The sequence below is a fragment of the Cupriavidus ulmosensis genome, from assembly GCF_977008105.1.
Genome location: NZ_CDRMWP010000001.1, coordinates 2,532,792 through 2,545,510, shown reverse-complemented (window position 1 = coordinate 2,545,510; position 12,719 = coordinate 2,532,792). Strand labels below are relative to the sequence as shown.

The window sequence follows — 12,719 nt, the reverse complement described above, 5'->3', positions numbered from 1 at the left end:
GGTCTTCTAGCTTACAAGTTATAAAGTGCTCGCACAGTAAACATGTTCGGTTCTTCTTCGGAGGGATCGAGTCAGTTTTCTGAGAGTGAGCGACCGCTCGAAAGAGCGAGACCCTTTTGGGTCACACAGGTATTGAACTGAAGAGTTTGATCCTGGCTCAGATTGAACGCTGGCGGCATGCCTTACACATGCAAGTCGAACGGCAGCACGGGAGCAATCCTGGTGGCGAGTGGCGAACGGGTGAGTAATACATCGGAACGTGCCCTGTCGTGGGGGATAACTAGTCGAAAGATTAGCTAATACCGCATACGACCTGAGGGTGAAAGCGGGGGACCGCAAGGCCTCGCGCGATAGGAGCGGCCGATGTCTGATTAGCTAGTTGGTGAGGTAAGAGCTCACCAAGGCGACGATCAGTAGCTGGTCTGAGAGGACGATCAGCCACACTGGGACTGAGACACGGCCCAGACTCCTACGGGAGGCAGCAGTGGGGAATTTTGGACAATGGGGGCAACCCTGATCCAGCAATGCCGCGTGTGTGAAGAAGGCCTTCGGGTTGTAAAGCACTTTTGTCCGGAAAGAAATCCCCTGGGATAATACCTCGGGGGGATGACGGTACCGGAAGAATAAGCACCGGCTAACTACGTGCCAGCAGCCGCGGTAATACGTAGGGTGCGAGCGTTAATCGGAATTACTGGGCGTAAAGCGTGCGCAGGCGGTTTTGTAAGACAGGCGTGAAATCCCCGAGCTCAACTTGGGAATGGCGCTTGTGACTGCAAGGCTAGAGTATGTCAGAGGGGGGTAGAATTCCACGTGTAGCAGTGAAATGCGTAGAGATGTGGAGGAATACCGATGGCGAAGGCAGCCCCCTGGGACGTCACTGACGCTCATGCACGAAAGCGTGGGGAGCAAACAGGATTAGATACCCTGGTAGTCCACGCCCTAAACGATGTCAACTAGTTGTTGGGGATTCATTTCTTCAGTAACGTAGCTAACGCGTGAAGTTGACCGCCTGGGGAGTACGGTCGCAAGATTAAAACTCAAAGGAATTGACGGGGACCCGCACAAGCGGTGGATGATGTGGATTAATTCGATGCAACGCGAAAAACCTTACCTACCCTTGACATGCCACTAACGAAGCAGAGATGCATTAGGTGCTCGAAAGAGAAAGTGGACACAGGTGCTGCATGGCTGTCGTCAGCTCGTGTCGTGAGATGTTGGGTTAAGTCCCGCAACGAGCGCAACCCTTGTCTCTAGTTGCTACGAAAGGGCACTCTAGAGAGACTGCCGGTGACAAACCGGAGGAAGGTGGGGATGACGTCAAGTCCTCATGGCCCTTATGGGTAGGGCTTCACACGTCATACAATGGTGCGTACAGAGGGTTGCCAACCCGCGAGGGGGAGCTAATCCCAGAAAACGCATCGTAGTCCGGATCGTAGTCTGCAACTCGACTACGTGAAGCTGGAATCGCTAGTAATCGCGGATCAGCATGCCGCGGTGAATACGTTCCCGGGTCTTGTACACACCGCCCGTCACACCATGGGAGTGGGTTTTGCCAGAAGTAGTTAGCCTAACCGCAAGGAGGGCGATTACCACGGCAGGGTTCATGACTGGGGTGAAGTCGTAACAAGGTAGCCGTATCGGAAGGTGCGGCTGGATCACCTCCTTTCAAGAGCGTGCAGAAGTTGTTGAGCGTTCACACTTATCGGTTTGTTTGGTGTTACAGCCAAGGGTCTGTAGCTCAGGTGGTTAGAGCACCGTCTTGATAAGGCGGGGGTCGTAGGTTCAAGTCCTACCAGACCCACCAAGTTATCGGGGGATTAGCTCAGCTGGGAGAGCACCTGCTTTGCAAGCAGGGGGTCGTCGGTTCGATCCCGTCATCCTCCACCACTACCTTGGATTGGTCAGTCCAAAGGCAAGCGCTTTGAGAGAAAAGCGTTTGCCTTTGGCTTTGCCAAGACGATGGAAACATCGGCTGTTCTTTAACAATATGGGATGTAGTAAAGGTGTCGTGAGCGTTGATGAGACGCTGCAGTAAAACACGATACCGGGTTGTGATTGTATCAACCAAATGTATTTTAAAGTGATCGAAAGATGACTTGGAATACGGCACAAATGCGAGAACTCAACCTGTAGGAAGCGTGACTCGAAAGAGACACACTTGTTATAGGGTCAAGCGAACAAGTGCATGTGGTGGATGCCTTGGCGATCACAGGCGATGAAGGACGCGGTAGCCTGCGAAAAGCTTCGGGGAGCTGGCAAACAAGCTTTGATCCGGAGATGTCCGAATGGGGAAACCCGGCCCTTATGGGTCATCCCTGACTGAATACATAGGTCAGGGAAGCGAACGCGGCGAACTGAAACATCTAAGTAGCTGCAGGAACAGAAATCAACCGAGATTCCCAAAGTAGTGGCGAACGAAATGGGAAGAGCCTTGTACTCTTTAGCAGTGTTGTTAGCAGAACGGTCTGGAAAGGCCGGCCATAGCAGGTGATAGCCCTGTATGCGAAAACAGCGTTGTGGAACTAGGTGTACGACAAGTAGGGCGGGACACGTGAAATCCTGTCTGAAGATGGGGGGACCATCCTCCAAGGCTAAATACTCGTGATCGACCGATAGTGAACCAGTACCGTGAGGGAAAGGCGAAAAGAACCCCGGGAGGGGAGTGAAATAGATCCTGAAACCGCATGCATACAAACAGTCGGAGCCTGGAAACGGGTGACGGCGTACCTTTTGTATAATGGGTCAGCGACTTACATTCAGTGGCAAGCTTAACCGATTAGGGAAGGCGTAGCGAAAGCGAGTCCGAATAGGGCGTTCAGTCGCTGGGTGTAGACCCGAAACCAGACGATCTATCCATGGCCAGGTTGAAGGTGCGGTAACACGTACTGGAGGACCGAACCCACTAACGTTGAAAAGTTAGGGGATGAGCTGTGGATAGGGGTGAAAGGCTAAACAAGTCTGGAAATAGCTGGTTCTCTCCGAAAACTATTTAGGTAGTGCCTCGTGTCTCACCTTCGGGGGTAGAGCACTGTCATGGTTGGGGGGTCTATTGCTGATTACCCCGCCATAGCAAACTCCGAATACCGAAGAGTGCAATCACGGGAGACAGACATCGGGTGCTAACGTCCGGTGTCAAGAGGGAAACAACCCAGACCGCCAGCTAAGGTCCCAAAGATTGGCTAAGTGGGAAACGAAGTGGGAAGGCTAAAACAGTCAGGAGGTTGGCTTAGAAGCAGCCACCCTTTAAAGAAAGCGTAATAGCTCACTGATCGAGTCGTCCTGCGCGGAAGATGTAACGGGGCTAAGCCAGTCACCGAAGCTGCGGACGCACGTAAGTGCGTGGTAGGAGAGCGTTCTGTAAGCCTGTGAAGGTGTCTTGTAAAGGATGCTGGAGGTATCAGAAGTGCGAATGCTGACATGAGTAGCGATAAAGGGGGTGAAAAGCCCCCTCGCCGTAAGCCCAAGGTTTCCTACGCAACGTTCATCGGCGTAGGGTGAGTCGGCCCCTAAGGCGAGGCAGAGATGCGTAGCTGATGGGAAGCAGGTTAATATTCCTGCACCGTCGTATGATGCGATGGGGGGACGGATCGCGGAAGGTTGTCCGGGTGTTGGAAGTCCCGGTCCCTGTATTGGAGAAGGCGCTTAGGCAAATCCGGGCGCGGAATTCAAGGATATGGGGCGAGCGGCCTAGTGCTGCGAAGCAATTGGAAGTGGTTCCAAGAAAAGCCTCTAAGCTTCAGTCATACGAGACCGTACCGCAAACCGACACAGGTGGGCGAGATGAGTATTCTAAGGCGCTTGAGAGAACTCGGGAGAAGGAACTCGGCAAATTGGTACCGTAACTTCGGGATAAGGTACGCCCTTGTAGCTTGACTGGCCTGCGCCAGGAGGGTGAAGGGGTTGCAATAAAATGGTGGCTGCGACTGTTTAATAAAAACACAGCACTCTGCAAACACGAAAGTGGACGTATAGGGTGTGACGCCTGCCCGGTGCCGGAAGATTAAATGATGGGGTGCAAGCTCTTGATTGAAGTCCCGGTAAACGGCGGCCGTAACTATAACGGTCCTAAGGTAGCGAAATTCCTTGTCGGGTAAGTTCCGACCTGCACGAATGGCGTAACGATGGCCACACTGTCTCCTCCCGAGACTCAGCGAAGTTGAAGTGTTTGTGATGATGCAATCTCCCCGCGGCTAGACGGAAAGACCCCATGAACCTTTACTGTAGCTTTGCATTGGACTTTGAACCGATCTGTGTAGGATAGGTGGGAGGCTTTGAAGCGTGGACGCTAGTCTGCGTGGAGCCGACCTTGAAATACCACCCTGGTTTGTTTGAGGTTCTAACCTTGGCCCGTGAATCCGGGTCGGGGACAGTGCATGGTAGGCAGTTTGACTGGGGCGGTCTCCTCCCAAAGTGTAACGGAGGAGTTCGAAGGTACGCTTGGTACGGTCGGACATCGTACCTAAAGTGCAATGGCAAAAGCGTGCTTAACTGCGAGACCGACAAGTCGAGCAGGTGCGAAAGCAGGACATAGTGATCCGGTGGTTCTGAATGGAAGGGCCATCGCTCAACGGATAAAAGGTACTCTGGGGATAACAGGCTGATACCGCCCAAGAGTTCATATCGACGGCGGTGTTTGGCACCTCGATGTCGGCTCATCTCATCCTGGGGCTGTAGCCGGTCCCAAGGGTATGGCTGTTCGCCATTTAAAGAGGTACGTGAGCTGGGTTTAAAACGTCGTGAGACAGTTTGGTCCCTATCTGCCGTGGGCGTTGGAATCTTGACGGGGGCTGCTCCTAGTACGAGAGGACCGGAGTGGACGTACCGCTGGTGTACCTGTTGTCTCGCCAGAGGCATCGCAGGGTAGCTATGTACGGAAGAGATAACCGCTGAAAGCATCTAAGCGGGAAACTCGCCTGAAGATGAGGATTCCCTGGAGGCTTGACCTCCTTGAAGGGTCGTTCGAGACCAGGACGTTGATAGGCTGGGTGTGGAAGCGCAGTAATGCGTTAAGCTAACCAGTACTAATTGCCCGTAAGGCTTGATCCTATAACCAGTGTGTTTCTGCCTGGTTGACGTATCGCGTGCCGCTGCTCAGCAGCCTGGCCGATACAAGACACAACCTGACTACATCCCTATTCGTTGCGTTGGCCGACAAGCCCAGCGCAACACACCGCTCATGCCTGGTGACCATAGCGAGTTGGAACCACCCCTTCCCATCCCGAACAGGACCGTGAAACGACTCCACGCCGATGATAGTGCGGATTACCCGTGTGAAAGTAGGTAATCGCCAGGCTCTCTCTTAAAACCCCTCAGTACGTACGTACTGGGGGGTTTTGCTTTTGGGGTTTTAGTTTCTGGCGCTTTGCATTATCCGCGTCATACCGGCCGGGCCATCGCATTCAGTCCAGCGATGGCCGGACAACCCGTACCGCAAGCTTGATCAGGAAGACCGCCGCCGTCACCAGCGCGCCGGCCACGATGCCGGCCACGCCATTGACGAGCAGGGGACCGAGCATGTCAAGACTGCCTTCCGCGCCCAGCAGGGCGCCCGCGCGCTCCGTCACGTGGTGCGCGCCAGGAAAGCCATGTACCAGGATTCCCCCGCCGACCAGGAACATGGCAACCGTGCCGGCCACCGAAAGCGCCCGCATCAGCCAGGGCGCCATGCGCAGAATGGCCCGGCCGGCGGCGCGCGCCGTTGCCGATGGCCGTTGGTGAAGATAAAGCCCGGCATCGTCGAGCCTGACGATGCCGGCCACCAGGCCATAGACGCCCACCGTCATGACCAATGCGACGATCGACAATACGGCAACCTGCGTGCCGAACGTCGCCTCGGAAACCGTGCCGAGCGAGATGACGATGATCTCCGCCGACAAGATGAAATCCGTGCGCACCGCGCCGCGGACCTTCGTTGTTTCGAGCGTGGCCAGATCCGTTGTCGGCGGCTCGCTCCGGATGACAGTCGCCTCCGGTGCCTTCCGCTGATGCAGCAGGCTGTGCGCAATCTTCTCGAATCCCTCATGGCAGAGAAAGGCGCCACCCGCCATCAACAAAGGCGTGATCGCCCACGGAATCGCGGCGCTGATCGCCAGCGCGGACGGCACCAGGATTGCCTTGTTGCGCAGCGATCCCTTTGCCACCGCCCACACCACCGGCAGCTCCCGGTCGGCCTTCATGCCCGTGACTTGCTGCGCGTTGAGAGCGAGATCGTCGCCGAGCACGCCGGCGGTATTCTTGGCGGCGAGCTTGCTCATGGACGCGATGTCGTCAAGGATCGAGGTGATGTCGTCGATCAGCAGCAAGAGGCTCGAGCCAGCCATATCCAGATCTCCTGGTGTGTAGTGGGTATCGGGGCAAACAGCGTCGCGCTGCAATTTCCGCGCGCATGGGGAGTGAGGTGGCAGGATAATGCCTTCCACATGTGGATGGCATGTCCGCCATGAATCGAGAGGCAGTGGCCGGGGCATCTTGCATGGCCACTCGATGGCGGTCAGGCCCCGAAGTCCGCAAGACATCGGACCTACGCATCGGCCAAAAAAGAAAACCCCGCCGGACACGAATGCCCGGCGGGGACAGGAAGCCGCACCGTACCCAGCGGAGGATGACGATGCGAGATTGAAGGCTATCAGGATGCGGAGACACGGACTGTCAACAACTGTCACCGCGGCTGCGGCCGCCGTTCCGCCAAAAAAAGCCGCTGGGCCGGGGGAGCGGCGCAGCGGCATCGGGAAGTGTCGAATATGAGCACCAGGGGATGGTGCCGCGGCCAGCATAAGAAGCAACGTACCGTTTGACTGTCAACAATTGCAAAATGACCGGCCTCGCATGCGCGATAAGCGGGTCGACTGGCGACGTTGGTTTGAGGAGGGGAGTCCGGGCAATGGCAAATTGGAGCATCGGTGCGATGCTTGCCAGCGGCAGAAAACAAAAACGGCGCCAGAGGCGCCGTTGGGTATATCCGCTTTTATCGGATATCTCGTATCGCGAACGGCTGGTTAATGCTCAAGCCGTCGATACCGAAGAGAATTCTGGGGTGGCTGATGGGACTCGAACCCACGACGACAGGAATCACAATCCTGGACTCTACCAACTGAGCTACAGCCACCGTCGTTGTCTTTCAGCTGAGTGCTGATCGACGAAAAACAAGATTATACAAACTTCATTGGCACATGGCTAGTACTTCGCCTCAAAAAATTTCATGAGGCTGGCGCATGCGGCGAATGGCAACCGTCTCCACGCTGCGCCACCACGCGGCACGCGCCATTACACGGACAGCTTGGGAAGGTCTTCCAGCTCGAGCATGCGGCAGATGGCGGCCATGCTGCCGACCATCGTGCGCCGCTGCGCGCCCTGGTAGATGCGCACGCCTTTGGACTGGCGGAACGGAACGGGCTTGACGGGGCGGCGGGTGGAGAAGCGATTGGCTGGGAGCATGGCTACACCTGGTGATTTGCAACAACAGTTGTCGGCATCCGCAGCGCGGATGGCGTTGGCATATCGGGTGCAGCTCGAGGCGGGCGAACCCGCTCCAGCCGCACTTGAGGCTTGGGGCTTTTAGAACGCGCCGGTACGGATCAGGCCGACGGCGATGCCTTCCAAGGAGAATTCTTCCCGGTCCGGCTGGACGATGATGTTGCTGAAGTCGGGGTTCTCCGCGATCAGTTCGATCGTGTCGCCGCGGCGGTTGAGGCGTTTGACGGTGACGTCCTCGCCGAGCCGGGCCACGACGATCTTCCCGTTGGCGGCTTCGCTGGCGCGCTTGACCGCGAGCAGGTCGCCGTCGAGGATGCCGGCGTCGCGCATGCTCAGGCCGCGCACGCGCAGCAGGTAGTCGGGCTGGACTTCGAAGACGGAGGCATCGACCTGGTACTGGCGGTCGATGTGTTCGGCGGCCAGGATCGGGCTGCCGGCGGCGACGCGGCCGACCAGCGGCAGCGTCAGCTGCATGACGCCCGCCATCGGCAGCGAGAACTGGTCGGGCAACTCGGAGTCGCTGCGCGATACCTTGAGACGGATGCCGCGCGACGCGCCGGGGGTGAGTTCGATCACGCCCTTGCGGGCCAGCGCGCGCAGATGCTCTTCCGCGGCATTGGGCGAGGAGAAGCCGAACTTGGCGGCAATCTCGGCACGCGTGGGCGGAAAGCCGGTGTGCTGGAGAGTGCTGCGAATCAGGTCGAAAATCTGCTGCTGCCGCGGTGTCAGGGTCGCCATAGTCGCCGTTGTTCGCTGTTGTTTTCGCTGTTATTGGAGAGCACTGTACGTTTAAACAGTATGCTGTGATTTTATACAGTATCGAGTGAAGTGCAAGCGGAATTTTTAGGACGCGGCGCATCGACGAATAGTTTGCAACACGCCTGCCTGCGGGCGCGCCTTGCGGGTGCCGGGATGCGCAGGGTTACAATCCGCGGCACGCGGTGCCCGTTCCGGGTACGCGTTTTTTTCGACTCCAGGTTTCCTACACGTCCCCCGCCATGTCCTCACTGCGTCGCGTCGTTGTGCTTGCCACCGGCGGCACCATTGCCGGTTCTTCGTCCAATCCCGCCAGCAGCGCGAAGTACCAGGCCGCCACGGTGCCGGTGTCGGCGCTGCTCGGGGCCGTGCCCGCGCTTGGCGAGGTAGCGCGCATCGAGGCGGAGCAGGTGGCGCAGGTGGACAGCAAGGACATGTCGTTCGCGCTCTGGTCCAGGCTGGTCGAGCGGATCCGCTTCTGGTCGGCGCAGCCCGACGTCGCCGGCATCGTGGTGACGCACGGCACCGATACGCTGGAGGAAACGGCGATGGTGCTGCACCTGGCCTGCGAGGCCACGCTGCCGGTGGTGCTGACCGCGGCCATGCGGCCGTCGACTTCTCTGTCCGCGGACGGCCCGCTGAATCTGCTCGACGCGGTGCGCGTGGCCAGCCATCCGGCGTCGGTGGGGAAGGGTGTGCTGCTGGTCGTCAACCAGGAGATCCACGCCGCGCGCGACGCCGTGAAGGCGCACACGGCGGCGGTGAACGCCTTCGCTTCGCCGGCGGGCGGCCCGGTCGGTTATGTGCAGGACGATTTCGTCTGTTTCACCCGCGCCCCGCTGCGGCTGCCGGCCGCGGCCATGCCGGTGCCGGTGCCGGCGGCGTGGCCGCAGGTGGAAATCCTGGCCAGCTACGCGCAGCCGGGCCGGGTGATGGTCGATGCGCTGGTCGCGGCCGGGGTGAACGGCCTCGTGGTGGCCGCCGCGGGCAACGGCTCGATCCACCAGTCGCTGGCGGAGGCGCTGGCCGAGGCCGCCGCGGCGGGCGTGGCGGTCGTGCGCAGCTCGCGCACCGGGGCCGGGCATGTGGCGATGCCGGCGCAGCCGCGGCCGAGCGCCGGCGTCTTCGTGTCGGCCGGCGACCTGAATCCCTACAAGGCGCGCGTGCTGCTGCTGCTCACGCTGGCGGCCAGGCCGGCGCTGGCGGCGGATCCGGCGGCGTTGCAGGCGCTCTTTGCCGATAACTGAAGCAGCTTGCCCTATGCGTGGAAAGCGCGCTATACTTTAAGGCTATCCAACCTTGCCACACCGGACATGGCGCCCGGGTGGCTTATCCAAAAGGAGCGTCAATGCGTCATTACGAAATCGTATTTATCGTCCATCCGGACCAGAGCGAACAGGTTCCGGCCATGATCGAGCGTTACAAGACGCTGGTCACCTCGCAGGAAGGCCAGATCCACCGAGTGGAAGACTGGGGCCGCCGTCAGATGGCCTACATGATCCAGAAGCTGGCCAAGGCTCACTACGTTTGCCTGAACATCGAATGCGGCAAGGAAACCCTGGCTGAACTCGAACACGCGTTCAAGTTCAACGACGCGGTGCTGCGCCACCTCATCGTTCAGACCAAGAAGGCCGAAACCGCACCGTCCCCGATGATGAAGGAAGTGCAGCGCGAAGAAGCCCGCAAGGCCGCGCAACAGACCACCGAAGGCCAGGCCGCCTAAGTGCGGGCTCTTGCGGTTGCCGCGGGCGCTGAATATCGCAGGCGCCGCGGCGGCGCGAGCGGGCATGGACACCGGGAACGGAGGCAGCGTTGAACCAGTTGAGGCTCTGCGCGACCCTCGCCGAACGCGATGCCCTGCGCTATACCCCGGCCGGCGTCCCCGTCGTCAACTGCATCCTGCAGTACGCGGGCGAGACGGTCGAGGCGCAGACGCCCAGGCAGGTGGAATTTGCCATCGCCGCGATGGGGATCGGACAGATCGGACAACGGCTCGAGCGCACGCCGCTCGGCGCGATGCTCGACTGCGAAGGATTCCTGGCCCGCAAGCACCGCAACAGCAAGGCTCTCGTCTTTCACATCACTGGATGTAAAGCATTCGAAAAGGATTGAATCATGGCATTCGTCAAACGTGACAACAAGAACAAGAAGCGCTTCCAACAGCAGAACCCGCTGTTCAAGCGCAAGCGCTTCTGCCGCTTCACCGTGGCCGGCGTGGAACAGATCGACTACAAGGATCTGGACACCCTGAAGGATTTCATCGGCGACAACGGCAAGATCACGCCGGCCCGCCTGACCGGCACCAAGGCGCACTATCAGCGTCAGCTCGATACGGCCATCAAGCGCGCGCGTTTCCTCGCGCTGATGCCCTACACCGACCTGCACAAGAACTGATCGGCCCTAGGTCCGTCAAGGAGAAAACACGATGCAAATCATTCTGCTGGAAAAAGTCATCAACCTGGGCAACCTGGGTGACATCGTTCGCGTGAAGGACGGCTACGCCCGTAACTTCCTGATCCCGAACAAGAAGGCCCGCCGCGCGACCCAGACCGCCATCAGCGAGTTCGAAGTCAAGCGCGCCGAGCTGGAAAAGGCCGCCGCCGAGAAGCTGGCTGCCGCGCAGGGCGAGGGCGAGAAGCTCAACGGCCTGACCGTGCAGATCACCCAGAAGTCGGGTGTGGACGGCCGCCTGTTCGGCTCGGTCACCAATGCCGACATCGCCGCCGCCCTGGAAGGCCAAGGCTTCAAGATCGAGAAGGCGCAAGTGCGCCTGCCGAACGGCCCGCTGAAGATCGTTGGCGATCATCCGGTCAGCGTTTCGCTGCACACGGACGTGGTGGTCGACGTGACGGTCTCCGTCCTGGGCGAACACGTCTAAGCCGGAACCGGCCGCCGCCGCGGGGCCCGCGAGGGATCTCCGCAGCGGCAGCGGCCGCAGGCAGGAACAAAAAGGCAGGAGCCAGGCGCTCCTGCCTTTTTGTTTTGGCCCGGGGTTCCGACTTCGGCCCGGCCGGGGTGGTTGTCCTGCCGTCACATCGCCGCACGCGCCGCGATTTCTCCTCCGGCTCGCCTGTGCGCGCCGTTATAATCCCTCCCCATGAACGCGCCTGTCAGCGACCCCCAACTAGATAATCTCAAGGTACCTCCGCACTCCATCGAGGCCGAGCAATCGGTGCTGGGTGGCCTGCTGCTGGACAACGCCGCCTGGGACCGCATCGCCGACTTCCTTTCCGAGTCGGACTTCTACCGCTTCGACCACCGGATGATCTTCCAGAGCATCGCCCGGCTGATCTCGGCGACCAAGCCCGCGGACGTCATCACCGTCTACGAGATGCTGCAGGTGGCCGGCAAGGCGGAGGAGGTGGGCGGGCTGGCCTACCTGAACTCGCTCGCGCAGAACACGCCCAGCGCGGCCAACATCCGCCGCTACGCGGAAATCGTGCGCGAGCGTTCGGTGCTGCGCAAGCTGGTCACGGTGGCCGACGACATCGCCTCGGCGGCCTTCGCGCCCAAGGGGCGCGAGGTGCGCGAGCTGCTCGACGAAGCCGAGTCCAAGGTCTTCGCCATCGCCGAGGAAGGCTCGCGCGGGCAGAAGGGCTTCCAGGAAATCCAGCCGCTGCTCACGCAGGTGGTGGAGCGCATCGACGAGCTGTACCACCGCGACAGCAACACCGACGTGACCGGCGTGCCGACCGGCTTCATCGACCTGGACCGCATGACCAGCGGCATGCAGGCCGGCGACCTGATCATCGTGGCCGGCCGCCCGTCGATGGGCAAGACCGCGTTCTCGCTCAACATCGGCGAGCACGTGGCGGTGGAGCAGGGCCTGCCGGTGGCGGTGTTCTCGATGGAAATGGCGGGCACCCAGCTGGCCATGCGTATGCTGGGCTCGGTCGGCCGGCTGGACCAGCACCGCCTGCGTACCGGCCGCCTGCTCGACGAGGACTGGCCGCGCCTCACGCATGCCATCCAGCGCATGAACGACGCGCAGCTGTTCATCGACGAGACCCCGGCGCTCAACCCGATGGAGCTGCGCGCGCGCTCGCGCCGCCTGGCGCGCCAGTGCGGGCAGCTTGGCCTGATCATCATCGACTACCTGCAACTGATGTCGGGCTCGGGCAGCGGCGAGAACCGCGCCACCGAAATCTCGGAAATCTCCCGTTCGCTCAAGGGGCTGGCCAAGGAACTCAACTGCCCGGTGATCGCGCTGTCGCAGTTGAACCGGAGCCTGGAGCAGCGCCCCAACAAGCGCCCGGTGATGTCCGACCTGCGCGAATCGGGCGCCATTGAGCAGGATGCCGACGTGATCCTGTTCATCTACCGCGACGAGGTCTACAACCCCGACTCGCAGGACAAGGGCACCTCCGAGATCATCATCGGCAAGCAGCGTAACGGTCCCATCGGCACCGTGCGCCTGACATTCCTGGGCCAGTTCACCAAATTCGACAACTTCAGCGGCGGTCCGGCCTTCTTCGACAACGACACCTGAA

The 12,719-nt window shown here is 59.9% G+C and carries 9 protein-coding genes, 3 tRNA genes and 3 rRNA genes; 11 read left to right on the top strand and 4 right to left on the bottom strand.

Annotated features, from left to right (window positions below):
• Positions 1-134 precede the first annotated feature (134 nt).
• From ACWTPI_RS11615 to rrf, 5 genes are all read left to right on the top strand, one after another.
• A 16S ribosomal RNA gene (locus ACWTPI_RS11615) occupies positions 135-1,666 on the top strand.
• A 61-nt stretch (positions 1,667-1,727) separates the two neighbouring features.
• Positions 1,728-1,804: transfer RNA gene (locus ACWTPI_RS11610), tRNA-Ile, on the top strand.
• Between the two features lie 7 nt (positions 1,805-1,811).
• Positions 1,812-1,887 (top strand) — tRNA-Ala (locus tag ACWTPI_RS11605).
• Between the two features lie 280 nt (positions 1,888-2,167).
• Positions 2,168-5,046 (top strand): 23S ribosomal RNA (locus ACWTPI_RS11600).
• A 133-nt stretch (positions 5,047-5,179) separates the two neighbouring features.
• Positions 5,180-5,293: ribosomal RNA gene (gene rrf, locus ACWTPI_RS11595) — 5S ribosomal RNA — on the top strand.
• The 16S, 23S and 5S rRNA genes sit together here with 2 tRNA genes alongside, the layout of an rRNA operon.
• A gap of 106 nt (positions 5,294-5,399) precedes the next feature.
• Here the strand turns inward: rrf and ACWTPI_RS11590 are convergent.
• From ACWTPI_RS11590 to lexA, 4 genes are all read right to left on the bottom strand, one after another.
• Complete coding sequence (locus tag ACWTPI_RS11590) at positions 5,400-6,320, bottom strand: DUF808 domain-containing protein (protein WP_454731723.1); 921 nt, start codon at positions 6,318-6,320, stop codon at positions 5,400-5,402.
• 709 nt (positions 6,321-7,029) lie between these two features.
• Positions 7,030-7,105: transfer RNA gene (locus tag ACWTPI_RS11585), tRNA-His, on the bottom strand.
• A 158-nt stretch (positions 7,106-7,263) separates the two neighbouring features.
• A complete protein-coding gene (locus ACWTPI_RS11580; RefSeq protein ID WP_020205698.1) occupies positions 7,264-7,434 on the bottom strand; it encodes a hypothetical protein in 171 nt (56 codons plus the stop codon).
• Positions 7,435-7,554: 120 nt separating this feature from the next.
• Complete coding sequence (gene lexA / locus ACWTPI_RS11575) at positions 7,555-8,211, bottom strand: transcriptional repressor LexA (protein ID WP_029044180.1); 657 nt, start codon at positions 8,209-8,211, stop codon at positions 7,555-7,557.
• A 260-nt stretch (positions 8,212-8,471) separates the two neighbouring features.
• Between lexA and ACWTPI_RS11570 the strand changes: the two genes are divergently transcribed.
• The 6 genes from ACWTPI_RS11570 to ACWTPI_RS11545 all read left to right on the top strand — a co-directional run bounded on the left by ACWTPI_RS11570 (position 8,472) and on the right by ACWTPI_RS11545 (position 12,718).
• Entirely contained in the window at positions 8,472-9,476 is a 1,005-nt protein-coding gene (locus tag ACWTPI_RS11570) for an asparaginase (RefSeq protein WP_454731722.1), read from the top strand.
• A 101-nt stretch (positions 9,477-9,577) separates the two neighbouring features.
• The gene (gene rpsF / locus ACWTPI_RS11565; protein ID WP_020205696.1) at positions 9,578-9,952 is read left to right on the top strand and encodes a 30S ribosomal protein S6; all 375 of its coding nucleotides are present in this window, start codon (positions 9,578-9,580) and stop codon (positions 9,950-9,952) included.
• A gap of 89 nt (positions 9,953-10,041) precedes the next feature.
• Positions 10,042-10,341: a primosomal replication protein N gene (gene priB / locus ACWTPI_RS11560; RefSeq protein WP_017228959.1), complete on the top strand. Its 300-nt coding sequence runs from the start codon at positions 10,042-10,044 to the stop codon at positions 10,339-10,341.
• A 3-nt stretch (positions 10,342-10,344) separates the two neighbouring features.
• A complete protein-coding gene (gene rpsR / locus ACWTPI_RS11555; protein ID WP_006163606.1) occupies positions 10,345-10,623 on the top strand; it encodes a 30S ribosomal protein S18 in 279 nt (92 codons plus the stop codon).
• Between the two features lie 31 nt (positions 10,624-10,654).
• Positions 10,655-11,107, top strand: coding sequence for a 50S ribosomal protein L9 (rplI, locus tag ACWTPI_RS11550; protein ID WP_020205695.1), 453 nt, complete (start codon positions 10,655-10,657; stop codon positions 11,105-11,107).
• A gap of 219 nt (positions 11,108-11,326) precedes the next feature.
• Positions 11,327-12,718 (top strand): replicative DNA helicase, encoded by a 1,392-nt coding sequence (locus tag ACWTPI_RS11545; RefSeq protein ID WP_020205694.1) that lies wholly within the window; start codon positions 11,327-11,329, stop codon positions 12,716-12,718.
• Position 12,719: the final 1 nt, after the last annotated feature.